The organism is Sideroxydans sp. CL21, assembly GCF_902459525.1.
Classification (GTDB): Bacteria; Pseudomonadota; Gammaproteobacteria; order Burkholderiales; family Gallionellaceae; genus Sideroxyarcus.
In genome coordinates, this window is record NZ_LR699166.1 from 2,781,764 (window position 1) to 2,804,251 (window position 22,488).

Genomic DNA, 22,488 nt, shown 5'->3' on the forward strand with positions numbered 1-22,488 from the left:
CCGGTGCGACGAATTATTCGAGATTCTCTTGATAAAGGACAACTTCAAGCGCAACCATCGTTGGACTTCCTCTTGAAAGTTCGCTGCTGAACGCACAATGCCCGCAAACCGACTATTGGGCAACCTGCCTCTGCAGTCGTTGCCGTTGTAGTTGGAGTAGGGATTGCGTAGACTTCCCCCGACTGGATTCCATTCTTACTTTTATAGGGGATTGCTGTGGACTCTTTCCGTTGGGACAAACACTTTGAAACCGGCTTGGCGGAAGTAGACAAGCAACACCACCATCTCGTTGATGTAATCAACCGTTTCGGCGATCTGCTGTCGCAATTGGAGGGTGTTTCGTTCGGTGACATCGAGACAGTGTTCAACGAGTTGGCGGACTATGCCAAATATCATTTTCGGGAAGAAGAATACATGATGTCTCTGGTGGGGCTGGATCCCCGCTATGTAGCACACCACGTCCAACTGCACCTCAATTTTTTGCAGGAATTGGCTCGCATGCGCGCAGGCGTGTCGCCGCAGAAACCCGATGCGGCAAAGCCGCTGCTGAAATTTCTCACTTACTGGCTCGCCTTCCACATTCTTGGCACAGATCAGTCCATGGCCAGGCAAGTCAGGGCAATTCAGGCAGGCCGGAAACCTGCCGACGCTTTTTCGGCCGAAGAGGTCATGAAAGAAGGCGCCACGGAACCGCTGTTATACGCGCTCAATGGTTTGTTTCATCAGGTGTCGGAACGAAATCGCGAATTGCTTGAGTTGAACCGGACGCTTGAAGATAAGGTTGCCGAGCGTACACAAGCACTCTCTGAAGCCAACCACAGGTTGGAGGATATGGCCCTGACCGACGTGCTCACCGGTTTGCCGAATCGGCGTCACGCCATGTCCAGGTTTGCCCGTGACTGGTCGGAATCGCAGCGCGATGCAACTCCTTTGGCATGCATGATGATTGATGCCGACGGATTCAAGCAGATCAACGACAACTATGGTCACGATGCCGGCGATGAAGTACTGCGGCAGTTATCCAAAAACCTGAGCTATTCCGTGCGCACCGATGACATCGTATGCCGTCTGGGCGGGGACGAATTCCTGATCATCTGTCCGCATACATCATTGGAAGGAGCTTTGCATGCCGCCGAATTGACGCGTCAAGCAATTTCGGCATTGCGCGTACCGGCAGGCAATGGAGTATGGCCGGGCAGCATCAGCGTGGGTGTGGCGGTGCGCACGCCAGAAATGAGCGGCCCGGAAGATTTGCTCAAGGCTGCGGATGAAGGTGTATATATTGCCAAGCGGAACGGGCGCAACCGCGTGGGTTGTACCGCAGTGGATACAGAAGCGTCCCGTGGCTGATGGCGGCATGGTGATCTGTTCCGGGATGCTCCGCTGCCGCGAGAATTTCTCCTGGCAAATTGCCAAGCCGCTTCGTCTATCCACCCTGCATTGACCACGGGCGTCCGGCAGACTTCCCTGTGTCTGCTTCGAGCAATAACCACGTCTTCCACGGTTAAGTTCTGCGTTACTCGGAATTGCTTCATTCCTGGATTCAATTCAATGAAAAAAGCGCGGCTAGCCGCGCTTTTTTCATACTCATTGAAACCGAGTTACTGGACAATCCCGTCAATCACCTTGGGGCTGGCAGTGACAGTCGGTTTGACACCGATGTAATACGCATCGCTAGGATTGCTCATGTCGTGTACGCCGCCGGTAGGAGGTGCCTGCGTAGTAAGCGTCATTGCGCTGCATTGTTGAGCACCTGCACCCAGATCCTTGAGCCGTATTTCCGCATCCAGCGCCTTGACGATCAACGGCGTCGTACCCAACGTCATGGTTGCACCGTCAGGGATGGAGAACATCGGCACGTAACGGGCATTAGCGGTAGAGCAGTCTACAACGCTGTTATCCGCCGGGTTCACACAATAGCCGGGGATGCCGTTCAGATTACCGAAGCCGTTGAACTGCAGCTTGATGGTCTTCCCGGCCCAAGTACCATAGGCTGCACCGGTGGGCACGAGGTAATTGATGTCTTGAGGCGGGTCGAATGCCACGACAGTACTGCCGTTCGTGAGCCACAAGGACTGGTTCCACTGGTCGGTGCCGGTTGACCAGGTGTAATAGGCCGCTGGCGCACCCGGTTCGCAAACTGTGCCCGCAGCAGTACCAGCAGGACAGTTCGCATATAAAAGTGCAGTATCAAACAGCCTGCCGCTCATAACACCGTTCTGGTACATCGGACTCGCGGCGTAATAACCGGGATTGCTTATGATCATGGGTGTTGCGCCGATTGCCAGCCCACCTGCGCCGAACGTATAGCTGACCGTCACCCCACTAGAAGGAGCTGAAAACCATTGCGTAGCGGTAGTGGCGTTATAGGGCGAAGGAGCCATTCCGCTTGTGTAAGCATTTGCCGCAGCGACGGAAGCCGCATCAGGACAATTGTTGAGGCAACTTAACGTCAGCGGCACTGTTCCGGGAATAACCGTAGATTGGCTGAAATAATAAACCGGGTCGGTACTAATATGATCTACAGTAGAAGACGGGATGTTGATGTTGCCGCCAAATGAATCGGACCAGCCCGAAATGGGCACACCAGTCAAAGCGCCTACATTAACCGTTGATGTAGCAATTGTAGACAAAGCACAACCACTCATCCCACAAGTTTGCACACCCGTCACGGTAAATTTTGCAGTTGAGTTATTCCATTGCATCTGCCAATTTCCCCAACCTGAACTTGTTCCTGGATTTGTCACGGCAGGCGTTGTCTTGCCAGTCAGGTCGCCGTTGAAGGTGAAGGGAATCCCATCCATTGCCGCGAGATTGGTTAGATGCTGCGTCCATTTGGTCAACTTGCCGCCAACCTTGGACAGGCTATATGTCGTGGTGTTGCCGGGGCGCTGATCGGTGACGACCAATCCAGAAATCGGGCTGGCATCGGGGATGGTGTTGAGGTTAAGTCCCTGAAAACCGATACCGTAGTAACCGGCATAGCCGTAATAAGAACTACCCAAGTATGTGGCTGTAATCTGGAAACTTGGGTTTGTCTGGTCCACCCGGCTGCCATCGTTCGCGTTATAAGTACCCAGACGCCAGACGGATCGATCTGCATTAGCCTTCGTGCGATCGAAGCATTGGGTACCGCGCAGAAAATTGGTCGGGTTGTAATTGAAATTGTAGGTAACGACCGGATTGGGGCTGGCACCGGTAGTCATGGTGCCGCTGCCGGAAGTGGTGGAACCTGCCGCCATGGTCAGCGCTACGTTGGATGAATTCTGACCTGTCTCGTAAAACTGCAAGTTGCTCGCAGTTGCATTTATAAAACCGTTGAACTGCACAGCACCGGCCTGATTCTTGCCTATGTAGTCCATGCGAAACACGCCATAGGGAGGCACATCCGTTGGCGACTGGGTTGCCGTCACTTTGACGTAGACGTTGGTCACCATGCCCATTTGAGTCAACGACATCCAGATATCTGCAATCATGGGTGCAGTGCTGCTGGCGCGCGTTGCGTTCACGATTGCAGTCATGTAGTTCACCGCAGCACTTGCGCCGGAAGAGCCGCCAGCGGAACCGCCGGCGCTGCCTTTGGACTGGCATTTGTTCACATCTACGAGGGCGATGTAAGGCCCGACATTGAGCATGCCGCTGCCATTCATATTCATGGAGCCCATGATGCAAAGCACCATATTCAAACTGCCGATTGCATCCGAAGTCGCATCCTGAACATATTCGTTCTGCGGATCGGTAACGTAAGGAGAGGTGGCTGAAGGTGTCGCCCATGCACTTGCGCTGAGCGTTAGCGCAGAAATCAGGAGTGCGATTTGATGCAATATGGATTTTTTCATGGTGCTCTCCCTAATTGGCAGTAACGACAGAAACGGCCGCAGGAGTCGCGACGCCCGTAACGGTAGAGGTTGAGGGAGTGCTGGACGTTGCCGCACTACTGCCTCCACCGCAAGCTGACAATGTGCCGGTAAGCACACAGACTGATAGATACAAAGCTAGCTTCTTCATGTCGCTTCTCCTTATGTGATAGTTCGGTTGAATATCCATTGACTACCTGGGCTTTCAGAAACGTCGTTCATTGACAGACTGAATTGCTCTGCTTTTATCTTTTGCGAACCAGGTTCCGCTCGTCGACGACTTGTGGATAAAGTTATCGGCAGCAATTGATGCATGCTTAATATATTTTCAATATTTTTATGGTTGATTTGTTTTCGGGCTCAAAAGAAAACAGACAAGCGATTGAAATAATGCAATTTACGCGCCATTACTACGCTACGACTCTGGATAGCAATAACCGAGTATTTCAATATGGTTCTATCACCTATCCATACCTCTCGACCCAAAGTTCAGGAAGCGATGATCCAGGATCCTGCATCCTGCAGATCATTGTTTGTTGAACTTTTCAATCGCTTCCCGCAAGGCTTTCGCCTGGTCAGGCGCATTGTCAGCGGCTTTCGGTTTGGGTGTCGTGACGACAACCGGTTTTTTGGCCACCGCCTGTTCGGAAGTGACGGCTTGCGTTTTGTTGGCCGTCGGCGATACAGGCGCAACGGCTGGGGCAGAAGCTGCGCCAACCGGAACTGGCAAGGGAGAACTGGCTGGCGCTCGCAATTGCTCCTCAAGCGTGGGAGAAACTTTCAATTTTGTTTGCAGAAGGGTCACGCTCTGAATGATCTTCGCATCCTGTTCGTCAAGTTTCTTGTGTTCCTCGCCGCGCATTGTCTTTTCACGCGACTGGGTGAACTTGAGATTATCCAGTTCACTTTTGGTCTCGGACAAGTTTGCATTCAGGCTGTCGATCCTGGACTCAAGCGCGCCGAACTTTGTCCGATCTGATTGTGATTGAGTGTTGGAGATCGCGATCACACCGACAATCAAAGCCGCGACGGACACGACCGGCGCAAATCCGGTCATGGCGTAACGTGCAATGACCTTCAGCCTGGCACGCGCAAGATCGGATTTCGATGAGGTGCTTTCTTCTTCCTCGGCATTCCGGCTTCTGTCTCTGTCCATGATTGCCTCCTCGACCAGGTTAACTTTTAAAACGGGCTACACAGCCGTTGTAAATGTTCAATCGCGGTCCAAGTCTATCACCCTGCTTGCCAACCGAGCGCTTTCATGGTCATGACGTCAGGATGTCACAACAAACCCGGCATCGCGTTGCGTCGCAACGAGCAAAAACTCACGCCTCCAGATCGAACACCAGCACCTCGGCTTCAATGCCCTTGTCCAGCTCAATCCGGCTTTCGTTTTCCAGCAAGACCGCATCACCCGCAATGATGCGCCGACCGTTAACCGCCAGAGCGCCGCGTACCAGATGCACGTAACCCTTGCGGCCTGGGTCAAGCGTCAGTACCGCTCGCTCGCCCTTGTCGAAAAGCCCCGCATAAAGTGAGGCGTCGGCATGGATGGCGACCGATCCCTTCGCGCCATCCGGGGAAGCCACGAGGCATAAGGCCCCCCGTTTTTTCTCAACAGGAATGGTCTTTTGCTCGTAGCCCGGTGCGATGCTTTTGACGTTCGGAATGATCCAGATCTGCAGAAAATGCGTAGTCTCGCCTTGCGCGTGATTGAACTCGCTATGAACTACACCGGTGCCTGCGCTCATGCGCTGCACATCTCCCGGTGGAATGGTCTGCACATTGCCCATGCTGTCTTCGTGCGCCAGTTCACCCGAGAGTACATAACTGATGATCTCCATGTCCTGATGACCATGCTTCCCGAATCCGGTACCCGCTGCAATGCTGTCCTCATTGATCACGCGCAGGTTGCCCCAACCCATGTGGGCCGCATCGTAATAGTCGGCAAATGAAAACGAGTGGTAGCTCTTGAGCCAACCGTGGTCCGCGTAGCCGCGGTCCTGGGATTTGCGAATGGTGAGCATGGTTAAGTCTCCGTATTGGTGATATTGATTGCTTGTTTTAATCCGAATTGTTATGCAGGCACTTGCCACAAGCAATTGGTAAATTAATTTTCATTATGAAAAAAATCGAATGTCACATAACCCTTCGAATTTTAGTTGATTATTTGCACGCCAATTTCCTTAAAGTAATTGTGGTTCAGTGCCGATAGGTATAGCCTGAGCAAAAATTAAAACGACTGGTCTTTACTTGATTTGGCTAGTCGGCCAATGTGCAATATGCAACCGTCAGCACATATGGAAAAGTCCCACCAGGAGGGGATGGAAATGAGGTCTCGACCAATGGTTTCAGTCGAAGCACGGATGTTGGCGTTGCCACCTTTTTTGGCGACTGTCGTGGTGGGAGGAGTGTTTTTATCCGCAAGGAATTTCCTGCCGTCTGCCCAAGCGACAGAAATCTTCACCTTCTGTTCAGCCCTTATCCTGATTCCAATAACGACCTACATTTATGGCCACCGGATATTGTTCCGCATGCTGGGCTCCGGTATCGGTCGTACCACCGATTTCGCCAAAGCGGTCGCCGATGGCACCAATGAGACATCTACCCTGCCCGAAATCCATGGCACAGGATCGGTAATCGCTTCGGTTGAAAAACTGGCCGCGCAAGTTGAAACCATCTCCGCCGGAATCACAGCCAACGTAGAGAAAATCAATTCCGAAGTCGAGCAGCTTTCTGCAGGCGCCAATGAAATCCTGTTCACTTCGCAGATGCAGGCTGCATCGATCAACGACACCAGGCAAGTCATGAACGACATGTCGCAACGCATAAAGTCCGTGTCCGAGCTGACGCGTGAAACCGAAGCGATTTCGAACAATGCGACCACCATGTCTACCAATGGCGAAGCGGTGGTTCAGGATGCGTTACAGGTCATGAATTCCATTTCCGATTCCATGCAACTCGCATCGAAACAGATCCATGCCTTGACCAGCCATGCATTGGACATCGGCAAGGTTGCAGTCGTCATTCGCGAAATTGCCGACCAGACCAATCTGCTGGCGCTCAATGCCGCGATAGAGGCGGCACGCGCAGGCGAACAGGGACGGGGGTTTGCCGTCGTGGCTGACGAGGTGCGCAAATTGGCGGAAAGGACCGCACAATCAACCCAGGAAATTGCCAAGACAATTCATGTCATGCAGGAACAGACCAAGGATGCCGTTCAGGGAATTACCCAGGCCATGCCCCTGATGACCAAGGGCGTCGAGAAGGCAAACCTCGCATCGGAAGTTCTGAGGAACATTCGAGAGGAATCGCAGAATACCTTGGAGAAAATCTCGCAATTGGCAGTGCAGATGGATGAACAATCGCAGATGGCAAGCAATGTTGTGGACAGCGTGACCCAAATTCTGGACATGGCAGCCAACACCGACAGTGTTGCCGAAAGAACGCTGAAGACCTCGGTGACTATTTCATACACTGCCGCAGAACTCCTCAAGCAAGCAAGGAGCCATAACGCTCCGAACTTACCTGACGAAACAGTTGCCTCAACGTAACTTCCCTCAACCCTTCCCTTCTATAAAAAGGAGATTCAAATGGCTCTAATCACTTGGTCTAACGCACTTTCCACAGGCATCAGCGAACAAGATACGCAGCACAAGAAACTCATTGACCTGATCAACCAGCTCAACGATGCCATGCAGGCGGGCAAAGGGGCAGATGCGATGGGGAAGGTTCTTACTGAACTCGTGAATTACACGGTATATCACTTCGGTTATGAAGAGAAACTGATGGCGCAGCACAAATATGAAGATACACCCGCACACAAGGCCGAGCACGTCAAATTCGTTCAGACCGCAGGCGACTTCAAGAAGAAATTTGATGCCGGAAGCGCCGTCGTCTCGGTCGAGATCATGAACTTCCTGCGCGACTGGCTAACAAACCATATTATGAAAACCGACAAGAAACTCGGGCAATCGCTCGGCAAGCTTGGCGTCAAATAGCGAGAACGATATCGGCAAACTGCAATATTTTTAATCTAAATAAATTGGCACCTTTTCAAAGGTGCCAATTTATTGATACGCAAAAGCATCTGGCAAACATTAGAGATTCCTTGATATCAAGTGTCGAATTGCTGAAAAATGAATAAATCGAACTCGTTGTAGTTGATTCGAGCGCAGAATGGCGGTCGTAAAATACGTATAACCAGGCAATGATACTTTCAGACAGAGTCAACACCTACGGACAGGACCTGCTTCGCCGCCATGGCGAACGTGTCCACAAGATCGCGCTGGATGCCGGGTTCACCTGCCCCAACCGGGACGGCACCAAAGGACGCGGTGGATGTTCCTTCTGCAACAACGTTTCTTTCAGCCCTGATGCCGACGCTCGTCTCGAACTCGCAGCCCAGATATCCAAGGCGCGCCGTGCCATCGCCAAGCGAACGCGCGCCCAAAAATTCATCGCGTATTTTCAGGCCTACACCAACACCTACGACAAAGTCGAAGCACTGGAAGCACTTTATCGCGAAGCGCTAAATGAACCGGACATGATCGGAATTGCCGTGGGAACACGCCCGGACTGCGTTTCATCCGACGTGCTGAACTTGCTCGAGCGTTTTCGCGATCAGGGGCTGGAAGTGTGGCTGGAGCTGGGACTCCAGTCCTCCTTTGACGAAACCCTGGAACGCGTCAACCGCGGCCATACTTTTGCCGAATACCGGGCAACCGCAAGGGCAACGCGCCAGCGCGGTATTCCTTTATGTACCCATCTGATCGTCGGCCTGCCGGGTGAAACCGAAGCGCATTGCCATATCACCTTGGACAAAGTGCTGGATATCGGCGTGGACGGGCTCAAGCTTCATCCTTTGCACATCGTGAAGCACACGCTGCTGGCACATCAGTGGCGGCAGGGCGAATATCACCCTCTGACCCGGGATGAATACATCGGTATGGCGGCCAACCTGATCGAACGCACACCCGAAAACATCGTCTACCACCGTGTAACGGCGACGGCATCGCGGGATGTTTTGCTGGCGCCAGTCTGGTGTGCGGAAAAATGGAATGTGCTGAACGGAATCGAATTCGAGTTGCGGCAACGCGGCACCCGCCAGGGCTGCCAAGCTGCTACCGCTTATGCAACAGAAAAATTAAGGCATGCTGCCTGATCACTTCGCCTTGTCTGGCGACTGCTAGCCGAATAACCGCTGTTGCGTCGGCTCGCGCCCTGTCCTGCCCAGCTCTTCAAGCGCGAGGCGTGCAGCGTCGGTAATGCCATGTTGTTTGCCCAGTTCAAGCAATTTGGCGACCGCACGTTCAAACGGATAATCCGCGTCCGACCACTCTTCCACCAATTCTTTGGCGGTGAGCTTGGTCAGTTTGAGCACCCCGGATTTCACGCGTACCAGATGCGCACAAGTTCGGCCTTTTTTCGCCACGATCGCGATGTGCCGTTGCCGATCCATCAATACCTGACCGCACGTCACATGCAATGCAGGTGCGATGAAATCGACGGTACTGCAATCTGCCGGATCTTTGGCCATGCGTTTATTTTCCTGACTATTCAGCCTGCTTGCGCGTCTTCTTCTCCGACGCCAATGGATATTTGCAGCGTTCGGCATGAACGCGCGCGACATTGTTCACTCCTTCAGTCTGTTCGTCAAAAGTGATCCGGCTCCCACTTCTCAAAATCTTATGCAACTACTTGCTTTGGCAGCTTTGTTCCGGAACAGCTACGGACAGGCAAAGATATGGTTTACGCTTCCTGCGCTAAGAATGCCCATTGTCGATACATTGGCTCTGCTGCAAATTTATAAATAAAAATATAATTTTCACAAATCGAATGAAGATGTAGCATTTAAGTCAACTTTTTTTGCAGCAAGTCGTTAATAGTCATTATTCAACTCGACAATTGCTACAGGATTGTTTTTTTGAATAGCGGGAGCGGTAAAGCACAAGTCTATAAATCTAATATGGAGAACAAGTGATTATGAAATCTATCATCTTTAGCTTGATTACAGCAGGGGGCCTGATGGTTGCCGGTAGCGCTATGGCGATTGATATGCCGCCATTGGCCAAGAAAGACGGCTGCACCGCTTGCCACGCAATCGACCACAAGGTGGTTGGTCCGGCTTGGGTGGATGTGGCCAAAAAGTACAAAGGGGTAACCAAATACAAATATTCGAACAATGGATCGGCCGCACCAGATGCCAAGGAATATCCGCTGGTTGAAGGCCTGATGATGAAAGTTTCCAAGGGCGGTCACGGCAACTGGGGAACTGCTGCAATGATTCCCAACGATCCGGCCGGCAAAAAACAAGCCGACATCAAGGAATTGGTTGAATTTGAATTGAGCCTGGCGAAGTAATCGCTTCAGGGCAATGATATCGGCGGGGTCTGTGCGAACAGACCCCGTTTTATTTTTGAAGGCGAGAATATAAAGCCACAGCGGCGTAGCGTCTTGTTCACGCCTGTTCGAGACGTACCAATGTGCGCCGATAGACTTTGACGGCAGTAAAGAGAGCGTATCCGAGCACAATGCCCTGCAACAGCAAACCCAGCGCCAGCAGCCAGACTGCCGTCATCCACCAGGGCGCAAACAGCGCCGCCAACAAGGTGCCCAGATGCAGCCACCAATGCCTCCACATCCAGCGTTCCGGAATGATCTCCTTCATATTGGGAATGCCGACCTTTACCCCTCCACGGAACAAATGGAACCACACCAGAAACGGAATGATCTTGTACAACATGCCGTGCATCACCGACATGGCAAAACCGAGCAGAAAAATCACCACAATCAACATTTCCAGACGATCGACCACCTGCATCAGCAGCGTCGCCATTGCAAGCAACGCTGAACACAACAACGCCACCATCCCCAATCGGAAAAAACTCAGTGTGGCATCGGCAACGCGGCGGCGACGCCTGCTTTGCACGCTGAGCGTGGCTACAGCAAAACAGCCTGCCAGAACCCAGAACATGCCCTGCGCAGCCACAACCGGCCAATGCGTTTCAGGTTGGAACAATAGAAATAATTCATTCAATAGCAGCGAGACGAAGATGGCCGGTGCCAGCGTGACGGTCAGCCATTTCGGATAGTTCGGCGTGAGCTGGAACATCGGCACGACCTGGTAAGAGACTCCGACGATCAGGAGCAGCACCCAGCCGCCCAGCATCAGCGAAACATGTGCCGATGCCAATTTGCCGACATTTGGCAGCACTGTACCGGTGGCATAACCGTGTGCAAGCAGTGCGCCCAGAGTCAGGCCAACCGCAAGCGCGCAGACGGACAGCTGCAGCGCGGTCCTTGTGGCATTGCGTGCCGACGAGCGCGCCAGACTGATCAGGCTGGCACCGATGAATGTCAGAAATGCCAGCAGCAATAGCGGCCACGCAAGATTGAGCAATGACGGCAGTCCCAGCACAAATCCGGCAGGCAGCAGCAACGCGCCCGATACCAGCGCCAGGAAGATGAGCCATGCGGTCAGCCGCGATGCCGGCATCGAGCTGCCGATCACCACCGGCAATATCTGCTGCATGGCTCCCACCATAATATTTGCCATGAAACCCAGCGTGATGCAGTGCGTCGCGGCCAGCAATGCGGGCATGTGCGGATCGGAAAAGGGGTTGTCTGTGCCGGACAGCAGGATCAGGGCGGCCAGCACCAGGAACAACGGGGCAACCGCAAAGAAACGCAGCGGCACGGAAATCGGCGGCGCCTGTTCTGTGTTGAGCGAAACGGTTTTCATGCGTTGCGGCTGATGCGAATCGTGTAGCTGCCGTCTGCCAAAGGCGTGGTTTGCCAGATATAGCCGCTGTCTTGCAGCACCCCGTATAAGGGGTAAGGTTCGCGATGAATATGCACCTGCAATGCGGCTTCGTCCGGGAGCGATGCCAATGCGCTCATGATCCGCTCGAAAGGCTCGGGTGGCGGCAATCCGCACACATCCAGTTCATATTCCACGTGCGCGCACGACCATCAAACTGCCTGCATGCGGCCCAGCAATGCTTCCCGCTGTGCAGCCAGGAAACGATCTGCCATGGGATAGAGTATCTGCTCTTCCTTGAGATTGTGCTGCTGCATCACGATCAGCAACGTCTCCGACAGGCCACCGTATTCACGGGCATCGTGGCGCGCCACGGTATCGGCCATTTGTTCGATCAACGCATTCATCTGCACGTGTTCCATGCGCATCATCTGCACCGGACCGGCGGGGCCGTTAGCCGCGATCAGTGTCGTAAACAGTTCGTCTTCTTCCATGCGGAAGTGTCTGGCCATGCCGGTGCGAAAATGATTGAACATGGCTTCAGCCTCGTTCCAGTTGTTGTCCAACGCAGCTTGTTCTGCAACGGCAAACGCCTCGTCGCAGGCAAGGTGGTCGGCACTCATGAAATCGGCAATGGTTGGCATTTCAATATCCCCCAAAAAATAATAGTTGGCTTTCGTCGTTGCACTGGCGACAGAAACAGCAACTACTTGCATCATATATTAATACATGTATCATTGATACATGTTATAAAAAGATTGGCGATTCCGGCCTGAAAGGCGAGCATGAAACTGACCCAGTATTCCGACCTTGGTTTGCGGCTGATGATGTATTTGGCGCACCGTTACGGCGAACCGGTCACGATCCAGGAAATGAGCGACCGGTTTGCGGTTTCCAAGAACCATATGGTCAAGATATCCCATCAATTGACCCATTCCGGACTGATCGAAAGCACGCGTGGCCGCAACGGAGGCGTGAGTCTGGCGCTGCCCCCGTCCAGCATCAGCGTCGAACAGGTATTGCGCGTAACCGAGGATAACTTCGACCTGGTCGAGTGTTTCACTGCCGCGCAGAATCATTGTGTTTTGTCCGATGCATGCAAATTGAGCGGAGTACTGGACACCGCGCTCGCAGCCTTTTTCTCGGTGCTGCGCGAAACCACATTGGCCGATCTGGTCAAGAACAAAAAAGCGATTGAGAAGACGTTGCTGCCGCTGCCAAGGGAAGTTCTTTTTAGTTCACGCACACCGACGAGGAGGAAACATGCAGACACCAGACATTGATGAAGAGGGCTACCTGGTCGAACCGTTGACCTGGAATGAAGAGATCGCCGAACGGTTCGCCAATCAGGAAAATATTCAACTCACCGAAGATCATTGGGATGCGATTCGTTTCATGCGCCAATATTATGCAGAACATCAGGTCGCGCCCGATGTCCGGCATGTGACGAAGCATCTGTCCGTGCGGCTGGGCCCCGCTTCCCGCAACGCAGTATTCGAGCTATTCCCTTACGGATATGTAAAGCAGGCCTGCAAGATCGCGGGCATGAAACGTCCGAGAGCGTGGAGCACCGGCTAAACGTCCGGGCCCGCCGCGCTTTGGCAACATTTCCGCCACCCCGACCTTACGATGATGCCAAACAAACTCTGGAACAGTTTTACCGCCGCCCCCCACCGTGTCATGTTCTTTGGCGGCGCCGTGCAAACGGTTGCTGCCATGCTCTGGTGGCTGTATGAACTGGTGACGCGCTTTGGCATCGTCGGACATCCGGCGAACTGGCCGATCGCGCCTGTTGCCGCTCATGCCTATCTGATGATCTACGGTCTGTTTTCGTTCTTCATGTTCGGATTCCTGATGACCGTATTCCCGCGCTGGATGAGTGGCCGGGAAATTCCCGCGCAACGCTATATGCCTGCCTTCCTGTTGCTGATGCTGGGCACCGCGGGTTTCTACGCGGGCATGCTTGGCAGCCATGCTGTTCTGGTCGTCGCCGTTGTCTGCACGCTGCTCGGCTGGGCGACCGGGCTCTATGCATTGCTGCGCGTACTGCTCGACTCACGGTATCCGGACAAACGCCACCCGACTGTCACCCTCATCGCGTTCAGCCTGGGTTGGTGCGGCCTCGCCTCCTACCTGATCTGGCTGTTGAACGACAACGCAGCCTTTCTGCGCTTTGCCATCCAGGGCGGCCTGTGGCTGTTCCTGCTCCCGGTATTCGCGAGCGTCGCGCACCGCATGTTTCCCTTCTTCACCGGCAGCGCGCTGCCTCAATACGTCGTGCCGCGCCACGTCTGGCCCTGGTGGACGATATTGGCAGCCAGCGCGACGCACGCGATGCTGCAACTTGTCGGCCTGCCAAATTGGCAATGGGTATGCGACCTCGCCCTGTCTTTCGCCGCACTCTACATGAGCTACTCCTGGGGCTTCTTCCGCAGCTTGCGCATACCGTTGCTCGCGGTTCTGCACATCGGCTTCGCGTGGATGGGCATTGCGATGCTGCTGTTCGGCATCCAGGATATCTTGTCCGTTATCGACGCCGGTGCAGTGCCTGTCTGGGGACTGGCGCCGCTGCATGCGCTTACCATCGGCTGCTTTGCCACATTGATGATCGGCATGGGAACACGCGTGACGCTCGGGCATTCCGGCCTGCCAATGCAAGTGGACAAGCCGATCGTGTTGATGTTTGCCGGAATCCAGCTAGCCGCCCTGTTGCGCATGCTCGCGGATATGCTGCCAGGCCAGAGCAGTTACTGGCTGTATGTCGCAGCTGCGCTAGTCTGGCTTGCCTGCTTCGTGCCCTGGGTGCTGCGCTATTTACCCGTGTATATGCGGCCACGTGTGGACGGGCAAACGGGGTGACCGGCGCGCACCCGCCTGATCTAAGGAAGCGATCCGCGAAGTCAGAATTCCGCGGTCAGAAATGGGATCCCGCAGTACGGAAAATTTGTGACCGACCCGCCATTCAACCGCAAATCGGGCGAGTCGCCCGCCATGAGCGAACAGGACATGCGCGATGTGATAGCGTTCCTGCAAACCCTGAATGACGGTTATTCATCGTCCGGCATAGCAGCGAAGCTGTGACGATAATCCATGGGGATGACAATCCGTTCATTCGGGGCGAGTCGGCTCAAACGACTCATCCCTGTTGCACGCAACAGACAAGAAAGTTGAGCTCAAGCGAAAAACCAAGCAAAATGAGCCTTTGCTTGATGCACTCTCCCTGATTTCCATGCGCCTGATCCGCCTTTTCCCCGTTCTGCTGACATTGCTTGCCCTGACCGGATGCGCCAGCTTCGTTTCGTCGGCCAGCAGCAAATTCGCCAACAATTTGTCCGGCGCGATCCTCAATCAGAACGACCCGGAGACGGTGGAAGCGGGCATGCCCTCCTACCTCTTGCTCATCGACAGCCTGATCGACGGCGACCCGCAGGATGAGAACATGCTGCTGGCCGGCAGCAAGCTGTATGGCGCCTATGCCGCGGCCTTTGTCAAGGATCCGGAACGTGCCAGACGGCTTGCGCGCAAGGCGCGCGACTACAGCGACAGGGCGTTATGCGCTCACGGGCCGCAGTTGTGCAATCTGATGGCAAAGCCCTATGACGATTTTGCCGCCGCCATCGGCGAACTCAAGGTGAAGGATGTGCCCTTGCTGTATGCCAGCGGTACAACGTGGGCCGGATGGATACAGGCCAACAGCAGCGACTGGGACGCGATCGCCACGCTGCCCAAGGTCAAGGCCTTGATGACGCGTGTGGTCGATCTGGACGAGACTTACAGCCACGGGGAAGCGCACCTGTATCTGGGTGTGTTCGCGACACTGCTGCCCCCGACGCTGGGAGGCAAGCCGGAAGAAGGACGCGTGCATTTCGAGCGCGCCATCCAACTTTCGGCGGGACGCGACCTGATGGCAAAGGTAGAATACGCCCGCCGTTATGCCCGCATCATGTATGACCGGGAGCTGCACGACCGGTTGTTGCGGGAAGTGCTGGATGCCGATCCGGTCGCACCGGGACTGACATTGAGCAACATGCTGGCCAAGCGGCAGGCAAGCGAGCTGCTGGCGAGTGCCGATAAATATTTTTAAGGAAACGCCGAACAAGTCCCCTCTCCCTATGGGAGAGGGTTAGGGTGAGGGATAACCCGTCGACTTTTCACCCTCACCCCGCCCTCTCCCATAGGGAGAGGGAGAAAAGCAGACTTGATCGGCGTTTCCACAAGAACAGAACGGGGAATACTCCGTCGACAAACAAAGGGAAGAAAATGCGTTCACTGTTATCTCTGATATTTGCTGCGCTGCTGGCTGTGCCATATGTCCCGGCCCACGCGCTGCCCCTGAAGATCGCCACGTTCGCGCCGGACGGCACGCAATGGACGCAGGAATTGCGCCGCGGCGGCGAGGAAATCGAAAAACGCACCGAGGGCCGCGTCACCATCCGCTTGTACCCGGGCGGTAGCATGGGCAGCGACCGCGTGGTGCTGCGCAAGATCCGCGCCGGACAATTGCAAGGCGGCGCGCTCACCGGCGGCGCCCTGGCCGAGATATATCCCGATGCGCAAATATATAGCCTGCCGATGCTGTTCCGTTCCTACGACGAACTGGATTACGTGCGGGCGCGCATGGACAAGAAGATCGCACAGGGCATCGACGATCACGGCTTCGTGACCTTCGGCCTCACCGACGGTGGATTCGCCTACCTGATGTCCAATTCCCCGTTGCGGCACGCCGACGACCTGAAGAGCCAGAAGATATGGGTGCCTGAAGGCGACGATATCAGCCGTGCGATGTTCGAGACGCTTGGCGCGCCGTCGCTGCCCTTGCCGCTCACCGACGTACTCACCGGCCTGCAGACCGGACTCATCACTACCATAGGCGCCACCGCAACAGGTGCCATCGCCTTGCAGTGGCACACCAAGGTGAAATACCTCACCGACTATCCCACCATGTCCATCTTCGGTGCACTGGTCGTGGACAAGAAATCCTTCTCCGGCATGAGTCCGGCGGACCAGGGCGTTGTGCGCGAGGTGATGGAACGCGTCTATGCGGCAATGAACAAGCAGACGCGTGTCGACGACAACGCCGCGCGCGATGCACTGCGCAAGCAGGGCATCGAGTTCGTCACACTGGCACCGGAAGAAATCGCCAAACTGCGTGCTGCAGCCGACCAGACCATACAGCGCCTGACCGACAAGGGGGAGTTCTCGCCCGCGCTGGTCAAGGAGCTGCGCTCCAATCTTGATGCGTACCGCAAAAGCCATCCCGCCCATTAACGCATGCCGACCCGCAACCTGCCCCCTGCGCTTGCCCGCCTGATCAGGATCGTCACCTGGACCGAGAACGCGCTGCTCATCGGCATGCTGGCATTGATGGTGCTATTGGCGGCCGCGCAGATACTGTTCCGCAACTTCCTCGACATGAGCATCTTCGGTGCCGACCAGATGTTGCGCCTGCTGGTGTTATGGGTGGCGTTCCTGGGTGCCGTCGCCGCCAGCCGCGAAGGCAAGCACATCCATGTGGACGCGATCGCGCGCTGGCTGCCTGACCGCGTCAAATCCGGCGTGGTGGCGGTGACCGACCTGTTCACGCTGGTCGTATGCCTGCTGCTGGCCTGGCAATCCTTGCGTTTCATGCAGAGCGCACGCGAATCCGGCGAGATGGCCTTCGGCTCGCTGCCGGTATGGGTTGCCGAGCTCATCTTGCCGCTCGGGTTTACGCTAATCGCGCTGCGATACGGCTTGCGTTTCATGCATCATGTGCAGCAGGCCCGCGGCCGCGAGGAGGCAGAATGACGATGTTCCTGATCGGCATCGCGCTCGTCGCCATGGTGCTGCTCGGCGCGCCGCTGTTCGCGGTCATCGCCGCGAGCGTGATGATCAATTTTGCACGCGAAGGCGTGGACCTGACGGTCGTCATCATCGAGGTCTACCGCCTCGCGGAAATGCCGGTCCTGCTCGCCATCCCGCTGTTCACCTTCGCCGGTTACCTATTGGCCGAATCGAATGCACCGAAGCGCCTGGTGCGCATCAGCAATGTCTTTGTCGGCTGGATGCCCGGCGGCCTGGCGGCGGTGGCATTGGTCATCTGCGCGATGTTCACCGCCTTCACCGGCGCTTCCGGCGTGACCATCGTGGCGCTCGGCGGCATGCTGTACCCGGCCCTCAAGCAGGCAGGCTATTCGGAGCGCTACAGTCTCGGGCTGGTCACCACGTCGGGCAGTATCGGTCTGCTGTTTGCGCCTTCGCTACCGCTCATCCTCTACGGTGTGGTGGCACAGCAACTCAACATCGGCGTTCCGGTATCGATTAGCGACCTGTTCCTGGCCGGCATCCTGCCCGGCTTGCTGATCGTGGTCATGCTGTCGATTTACGGATTGTGGCAAAACCGCGGCCCGCAGGCAGCGCACCAGCCGTTCAGCTGGCATGAGGCACTGGCTGCCTTGCGCGAGGCGGCCTGGGAGCTGCCCTTGCCTTTCATCGTGCTCGGCGGGATCTACAGCGGCTATTTCGCCGTATCCGAAGCCGCCGCTGTGACGGCAATCTATGTATTCATCGTCGAGGTGCTCGTCCACCGCGAGATCACCTTTACCAAGCTGCCGAAGATCATGCGCGAATCCATGGTACTGGTCGGCGCGATCCTGATCGTGCTGAGCATGTCGCTGGCCTCCACCAATTACCTGCTCGACGCCGAGATCCCGAGCAAGCTTTTCAGCTTCATCCGTACCCATGTGGACAATGCCTACACTTTTTTGTTGCTGCTGAATCTGTTCCTGCTCGTGCTCGGCATGATGCTGGATATTTTCTCCGCACTGGTGATCATGGTGCCGCTGATACTGCCCATTGCGGTGGGCTATGGTATTCATCCTGTGCACCTCGGCATCATCTTCCTCGCCAACATGGAAATCGCCTACCTGATGCCGCCGATGGGCATGAATCTGTTCATCGCGATGTACCGCTTCGACCGGCCGATGCTGGAGATCTTCCGCGCCGTGCTGCCGTTCGTCGCGATCCTGTTGGCGGCAGTGCTGATCATCACCTACTGGCCGTCCTTGTCCCTGGCGCTGATCAAGGGCTGACTTCGTTGTCGGCCTGACGGGCCGAAATCGGCTAGATGCTGTTGGTCGGCGCATTGGTACTAGACGTCTCAAACTCGGCCTTATGTAGCGCGCTACATAAGGCCGAAAACCGGAAGGTTGCAGCGCCCCCACCTGTTCGTTCTCGGCACAAGCCGGATGGGCATGCGAAGTGTGAACTATTACCCATAGTGATCAGGTAGATACAAGCAAGCTGGTGATAAAAACCCAGAAGTGTAGAATCAACTCACGCATCACTGCAGCAATGAAGAAGAGGAGTCCGCGATGTCGACAATTCCAAGCGTTACAGCAACAAGCACTTATGGCTACACGGCCCCAACCACTGACCCAACCAGCGCGCCGTCAGTGCAAGCCGCTGCCGCCCAGCTTGCCGTGATGGAAACGCTGACGTCATTGGGCAGCAGTTCACCTTCGCCATTGACCTATAACGCCGCCGGCTTGCTGAGCACCTTGCAGCAGGGGACATCGAACACTTCGAACACCACACCGGCACAGGCTGCCCAGAATGCGCTTCTTCAGGTCGAGTACGCCATCACCCAGACCATGGATACGCTGATATCCGGCACGTCGTCAAATTCCTCAAGCACGGACACCTCCCCGCTGTTCAGCTTGCCGGGAACAGTCGCCACCAGCGGTTTACTTGGGAATTCGTTGCCAAACGGCATCACTCCTACGACAGGCAGCACCAGTCCGCAGCAAGCGGCGCAAAATGCAGTCCTCAGCGCCCAGTACGCCATCACTCAAGCGCTCAACTCATTGACCTCAGGCTCGTCGAGCAACTCATCTTCTACCGGGTCGTAACACTTCCGGTTTCCAGTAACTTTATCCGCCGGTCTTTCACTTTTTCTCCAGCAACTGTTTCATCCATGCCTGCTGGCAGACGCGCTTGCGCTTCTGCTCCATCAATTTTCGGATGTGCGGTTTTGCCTGGTCGTAATCCAGCACCCCCGCTTCGGTGATCGCATCGCAGCGCAGGACATGAAAACCCAGCTCGGATTCCAGCACGCCGCTCACTTCACCCGCTTTCAATTCGAACAAGGCTTTATCCAGTTCGGGAAAGAGTTTTCCGCGCGGCAGATCGCCCAGCTTGCCGCCATCCAGCGCAGTCGGGCATTCGGAATGTTTAAGGGCCTGCTCTTCGAAACGCTGCGGCTCCCTGGTCAATCTTGACTCGATGATTGCGATGCGCTTGCCCGCTTCGGCTCGCGTATTTTCCGCAATGCTTTCATTGACGGTGATGAGAATGTGGCGCGCCAGCCGCGTTTCGGGACGGCGGAACTGTTCGGGGTGATACTGGTAATACAGTTCCACATCCATATCGCTGACCTTGGCAGCTTGTGTGGCGACTTTCTCCAGGACGGCTTCGACTTTCATCTCGCGCTCCAGTGCGGCAGCAAAGCTGCTTTCGTCCAGACCGTTGCGTGCCAGATCGCTGACGAACTCCTCTTCGCCGGCATATCGACCGCGTATTTCCTGCATCGCGGCTTCCAGCGTGGAATGCGGCACCATGACGTCGCGTGCCTCCGGTGTGGTCAGCACGCGCGCTTCGAGTTTGTGTTGCTGCTGCGCCATGTTTTGCACACGTTCAAAATCGGCAGGTGATAAGGCATCGGGCACTTTTCCGTAAATTTTTTGCGCGGCTTTGAGCGCAAGGTAGGCCACGCCCGGCTCAATGAGCTGTGGCATCGCTGTTCTCCTCATCGTCATAGATCTTGGTCGCCTCCAGGGCGGACTCTGATACTTGCAGCACCTGATCGTGAAAGATCACGTGGTACAGCACGCCGTTATTTTTATCGCGAAACACCTTCAGTATTTCGCCTTCCATTCCCGGTGTGACGCGCACTTCACCGCGCACCGTAAGCGTGATCCTGCTGCGTACTCTTTCGCGGCTTTCGAACTTGCTGGGTATCCACACATCGTCGATGCTGATGAGTTCTTCTTCGCGAAAACCGACGATCTTGTCCTGTTCGAGGATGTTGACGGTGTAAATCAACTGGTCTTGCAGGAATGTGCCGACGTTCATGACGAAGCCGGTGGAACCACGTCGGATCAGCAGCGTACCGATGGGCACACCGGGATAAGTGCCGTCATTGCGCACGTTGCGAATGATGCGGACTTCGTCTCCGAATTCAAACTTGGGTAGCATCTTTTTTGGTCACCGTGATCGAACTCAACGGCACGAACTTCACTTGCGGCTCGTGCATGTGAAACACCTTGAACACTTTCTCGGTCAGGGCGTCAGATTTCACAAAATCCTGGTATGCCTGCTGCAGCGCTGTGACATACACCGCGCGCTGTGCTGTCTCATCATCCGGCATCACCGCTTTGCTGAGGTAGTTGTGGAAGCGTTGCAAGATGTGCAGACGATTTACTTGCACTACCGAGGGTTCGTATTCAATACCAAAGTAGTTCAGGAAATCTTCGGCGGAAACCAACTCCTCCATTGCCTCGTCCAGTGTCAGTTCGCCCATCACGCTCTCCTTTGCATCATTTCATCGTTATTCATTGCCTGGTGCAGCACTTCCAGCAGCGCTCTGCCGCCCATGCGATCATTGCTGTCCAGCTCCACCAGTTTCTCAAGCATGGCCTGCCCGATCTCAAAATATCCCAGGCGCAGGTTGATGTAGCCGGTGGCCTTGAGCACCATGAGATAGAAGCGCACCAACCCCATCGAGCGCAGCACGCCTTCGCCCAGATTGGCTTCATTCAGATTCGTCCAGGTTTCGGGGAAATTCAGCCGCCGACCAACCACGGCCAATGTGCTCTCGCCCACCAGCAGTGCATCTTCAAAACGATGCTGGTAAAAGTAATAGCGATACAACGCCACCAGCACCATCAAGTGCTGCGGCGCCATCAGGCTGGCGCGCAGCAGCAGGCTCTCCGATTCTTCGCTGCCGTATTTGTCCGCAGCAGCCACAATCAGGCGTGAAACATCCTGCGCCAGCGGCTCGTCGAAATACAACTCGGCTTGTTCGAAATCGAGCAGATCCATGATTCATTCCCTCCTGATGACGCGCGCCACTTCCGTGCCGCAAAGATCATCCGCATCGCAGGCACGGCATTGCCCCTCCACCGGTTCGCCTTGCTTGCGCAGTTGGCCTTCAAGTATTTCGATGCGTTCCATCAGGCATGCGATGGCGCGGCCTACCGGATCCGGGATCAGATGATGGTCGAGGTTGATGCCGTAGATGTTGTCGGCGTTGGCCTCCTCGGTGCGCAACACGATCTTGCCGGGAATGCCGATCACGGTGCGATGCGCAGGCACATCTTTGACCACGACCGAGTTGGCGCCGACACGCACTTGCTCGCCGAGTGTGATCGCGCCCAGTATCTTTGCGCCCGCGCCAACCACGACGCCATCGCCAAGAGTCGGGTGGCGCTTGCCCTTGTTCCATGTCGTGCCGCCCAGTGTGACGCCGTGATACAGCGTCACGTCGTCGCCGATCTCCGCGGTCTCGCCGATCACCACGCCTGCGCCGTGATCGATAAAGAAGCGCCTGCCTATGGTGGCACCCGGATGAATGTCGATGTTGGTCATGAAACGCGCGAACCATGAAAGCAAGCGCGCCATATAGCGCAATTTCCATTTCCACAGACGGTGTGCGATGCGCTGCAACAGAATGGCGTGCACACCGGGATAAGTGGTCAGCACTTCGAAGCGCGAACGTGCGGCAGGATCACGCTGGAACACGCAACTCACGTCTTCAAGCAACAGCCGCAACAACGACGGCTGAACCGGCTTGGAAACCACATTCACGTTGCTGATCACGTCTTCCATCAT

At 55.4% G+C, this 22,488-nt stretch carries 27 protein-coding genes; 15 read left to right on the top strand and 12 right to left on the bottom strand.

Annotation, left to right across the window (positions count from 1 at the left end; all coding sequences use genetic code 11):
- Positions 1-216 precede the first annotated feature (216 nt).
- Complete coding sequence (locus QOY30_RS13050) at positions 217-1,350, top strand: GGDEF domain-containing protein (RefSeq protein WP_283745057.1); 1,134 nt, start codon at positions 217-219, stop codon at positions 1,348-1,350.
- 251 nt (positions 1,351-1,601) lie between these two features.
- Here the strand turns inward: QOY30_RS13050 and QOY30_RS13055 are convergent, their stop codons facing one another.
- The 3 genes from QOY30_RS13055 to QOY30_RS13065 all read right to left on the bottom strand — a co-directional run bounded on the left by QOY30_RS13055 (position 1,602) and on the right by QOY30_RS13065 (position 5,884).
- The gene (locus QOY30_RS13055; RefSeq protein ID WP_283745058.1) at positions 1,602-3,839 is read right to left on the bottom strand and encodes a hypothetical protein; all 2,238 of its coding nucleotides are present in this window, start codon (positions 3,837-3,839) and stop codon (positions 1,602-1,604) included.
- A 544-nt stretch (positions 3,840-4,383) separates the two neighbouring features.
- The gene (locus QOY30_RS13060) at positions 4,384-5,013 is read right to left on the bottom strand and encodes a hypothetical protein (RefSeq protein ID WP_283745059.1); all 630 of its coding nucleotides are present in this window, start codon (positions 5,011-5,013) and stop codon (positions 4,384-4,386) included.
- Positions 5,014-5,182: 169 nt separating this feature from the next.
- Positions 5,183-5,884, bottom strand: coding sequence for a pirin family protein (locus QOY30_RS13065; protein ID WP_283745060.1), 702 nt, complete (start codon positions 5,882-5,884; stop codon positions 5,183-5,185).
- A gap of 303 nt (positions 5,885-6,187) precedes the next feature.
- Between QOY30_RS13065 and QOY30_RS13070 the strand changes: the two genes are divergently transcribed.
- The 3 genes from QOY30_RS13070 to mnmL all read left to right on the top strand — a co-directional run bounded on the left by QOY30_RS13070 (position 6,188) and on the right by mnmL (position 9,021).
- Positions 6,188-7,411, top strand: coding sequence for a methyl-accepting chemotaxis protein (locus QOY30_RS13070; protein ID WP_283745061.1), 1,224 nt, complete (start codon positions 6,188-6,190; stop codon positions 7,409-7,411).
- Positions 7,412-7,450: 39 nt separating this feature from the next.
- Positions 7,451-7,858 (top strand): bacteriohemerythrin, encoded by a 408-nt coding sequence (locus tag QOY30_RS13075; RefSeq protein ID WP_283745062.1) that lies wholly within the window; start codon positions 7,451-7,453, stop codon positions 7,856-7,858.
- Between the two features lie 209 nt (positions 7,859-8,067).
- A complete protein-coding gene (gene mnmL, locus QOY30_RS13080) occupies positions 8,068-9,021 on the top strand; it encodes a tRNA modification radical SAM protein MnmL/YtqA (protein WP_283745063.1) in 954 nt (317 codons plus the stop codon).
- A gap of 24 nt (positions 9,022-9,045) precedes the next feature.
- Here the strand turns inward: mnmL and QOY30_RS13085 are convergent, their stop codons facing one another.
- Positions 9,046-9,396, bottom strand: coding sequence for a hypothetical protein (locus tag QOY30_RS13085; protein ID WP_283745064.1), 351 nt, complete (start codon positions 9,394-9,396; stop codon positions 9,046-9,048).
- 76 nt (positions 9,397-9,472) lie between these two features.
- Between QOY30_RS13085 and QOY30_RS13090 the strand changes: the two genes are divergently transcribed.
- Together QOY30_RS13090 and QOY30_RS13095 are read left to right on the top strand one after the other, a co-directional pair.
- A complete protein-coding gene (locus tag QOY30_RS13090; protein WP_283745065.1) occupies positions 9,473-9,673 on the top strand; it encodes a hypothetical protein in 201 nt (66 codons plus the stop codon).
- Between the two features lie 169 nt (positions 9,674-9,842).
- A complete protein-coding gene (locus tag QOY30_RS13095) occupies positions 9,843-10,220 on the top strand; it encodes a c-type cytochrome (protein ID WP_283745066.1) in 378 nt (125 codons plus the stop codon).
- A 97-nt stretch (positions 10,221-10,317) separates the two neighbouring features.
- On the opposite strand, the gene QOY30_RS13100 is transcribed toward QOY30_RS13095, so the two are convergent.
- Genes QOY30_RS13100 through QOY30_RS13110 form a run of 3 tightly spaced genes read right to left on the bottom strand, consistent with a single transcriptional unit; the run spans position 10,318 to position 12,263 of the window.
- Positions 10,318-11,601, bottom strand: a complete 1,284-nt coding sequence (locus QOY30_RS13100; RefSeq protein ID WP_283745067.1) for a hypothetical protein — start codon at positions 11,599-11,601, stop codon at positions 10,318-10,320.
- Complete coding sequence (locus QOY30_RS13105) at positions 11,598-11,816, bottom strand: DUF2249 domain-containing protein (RefSeq protein ID WP_283745068.1); 219 nt, start codon at positions 11,814-11,816, stop codon at positions 11,598-11,600. The genes QOY30_RS13100 and QOY30_RS13105 overlap by 4 nt, the downstream gene beginning before the upstream one ends.
- Positions 11,817-11,831: 15 nt before the next feature.
- Positions 11,832-12,263, bottom strand: a complete 432-nt coding sequence (locus QOY30_RS13110) for a hemerythrin domain-containing protein (RefSeq protein ID WP_283745069.1) — start codon at positions 12,261-12,263, stop codon at positions 11,832-11,834.
- Between the two features lie 141 nt (positions 12,264-12,404).
- On the opposite strand from QOY30_RS13110, the gene QOY30_RS13115 reads away from it, so the two are divergent.
- From QOY30_RS13115 to QOY30_RS13155, 9 genes are all read left to right on the top strand, one after another.
- Positions 12,405-12,902: an RrF2 family transcriptional regulator gene (locus tag QOY30_RS13115; RefSeq protein WP_283745070.1), complete on the top strand. Its 498-nt coding sequence runs from the start codon at positions 12,405-12,407 to the stop codon at positions 12,900-12,902.
- On the top strand, positions 12,883-13,197 hold the full coding sequence (locus QOY30_RS13120) for a TusE/DsrC/DsvC family sulfur relay protein (RefSeq protein WP_283745071.1): 315 nt from the start codon (positions 12,883-12,885) through the stop codon (positions 13,195-13,197). The genes QOY30_RS13115 and QOY30_RS13120 overlap by 20 nt, the downstream gene beginning before the upstream one ends.
- Positions 13,198-13,248: 51 nt before the next feature.
- Positions 13,249-14,478, top strand: a complete 1,230-nt coding sequence (locus QOY30_RS13125; protein WP_283745072.1) for an NnrS family protein — start codon at positions 13,249-13,251, stop codon at positions 14,476-14,478.
- Between the two features lie 87 nt (positions 14,479-14,565).
- Positions 14,566-14,700, top strand: a complete 135-nt coding sequence (locus tag QOY30_RS13130; protein WP_283745073.1) for a hypothetical protein — start codon at positions 14,566-14,568, stop codon at positions 14,698-14,700.
- A gap of 64 nt (positions 14,701-14,764) precedes the next feature.
- Positions 14,765-15,703, top strand: a complete 939-nt coding sequence (locus tag QOY30_RS13135; protein ID WP_283745074.1) for a TRAP transporter TatT component family protein — start codon at positions 14,765-14,767, stop codon at positions 15,701-15,703.
- Positions 15,704-15,879: 176 nt separating this feature from the next.
- Positions 15,880-16,887, top strand: coding sequence for a TRAP transporter substrate-binding protein (locus QOY30_RS13140; protein WP_283745075.1), 1,008 nt, complete (start codon positions 15,880-15,882; stop codon positions 16,885-16,887).
- Between the two features lie 3 nt (positions 16,888-16,890).
- A complete protein-coding gene (locus QOY30_RS13145; protein ID WP_283745076.1) occupies positions 16,891-17,406 on the top strand; it encodes a TRAP transporter small permease in 516 nt (171 codons plus the stop codon).
- Entirely contained in the window at positions 17,403-18,689 is a 1,287-nt protein-coding gene (locus QOY30_RS13150; RefSeq protein WP_283745077.1) for a TRAP transporter large permease, read from the top strand. The genes QOY30_RS13145 and QOY30_RS13150 overlap by 4 nt, the downstream gene beginning before the upstream one ends.
- A 282-nt stretch (positions 18,690-18,971) precedes the next feature.
- The gene (locus tag QOY30_RS13155) at positions 18,972-19,508 is read left to right on the top strand and encodes a hypothetical protein (RefSeq protein WP_283745079.1); all 537 of its coding nucleotides are present in this window, start codon (positions 18,972-18,974) and stop codon (positions 19,506-19,508) included.
- 36 nt (positions 19,509-19,544) lie between these two features.
- On the opposite strand, the gene nifM is transcribed toward QOY30_RS13155, so the two are convergent.
- Genes nifM through cysE form a run of 5 tightly spaced genes read right to left on the bottom strand, consistent with a single transcriptional unit; the run spans position 19,545 to position 22,488 of the window.
- Positions 19,545-20,393: a nitrogen fixation protein NifM gene (nifM, locus tag QOY30_RS13160; RefSeq protein WP_283745080.1), complete on the bottom strand. Its 849-nt coding sequence runs from the start codon at positions 20,391-20,393 to the stop codon at positions 19,545-19,547.
- Positions 20,377-20,853 carry a nitrogen fixation protein NifZ gene (locus tag QOY30_RS13165; RefSeq protein ID WP_283745081.1) on the bottom strand — a complete coding sequence of 159 codons (477 nt, stop codon included), beginning with the start codon at positions 20,851-20,853 and terminating at the stop codon, positions 20,377-20,379. Before QOY30_RS13165 ends, nifM begins: the two co-directional genes overlap by 17 nt.
- Positions 20,837-21,178: a nitrogenase-stabilizing/protective protein NifW gene (nifW, locus tag QOY30_RS13170; protein WP_283745082.1), complete on the bottom strand. Its 342-nt coding sequence runs from the start codon at positions 21,176-21,178 to the stop codon at positions 20,837-20,839. Before nifW ends, QOY30_RS13165 begins: the two co-directional genes overlap by 17 nt.
- Complete coding sequence (locus tag QOY30_RS13175; protein WP_283745083.1) at positions 21,178-21,699, bottom strand: hypothetical protein; 522 nt, start codon at positions 21,697-21,699, stop codon at positions 21,178-21,180. The genes nifW and QOY30_RS13175 overlap by 1 nt, the downstream gene beginning before the upstream one ends.
- A gap of 3 nt (positions 21,700-21,702) precedes the next feature.
- Entirely contained in the window at positions 21,703-22,488 is a 786-nt protein-coding gene (gene cysE, locus QOY30_RS13180; RefSeq protein WP_283745084.1) for a serine O-acetyltransferase, read from the bottom strand.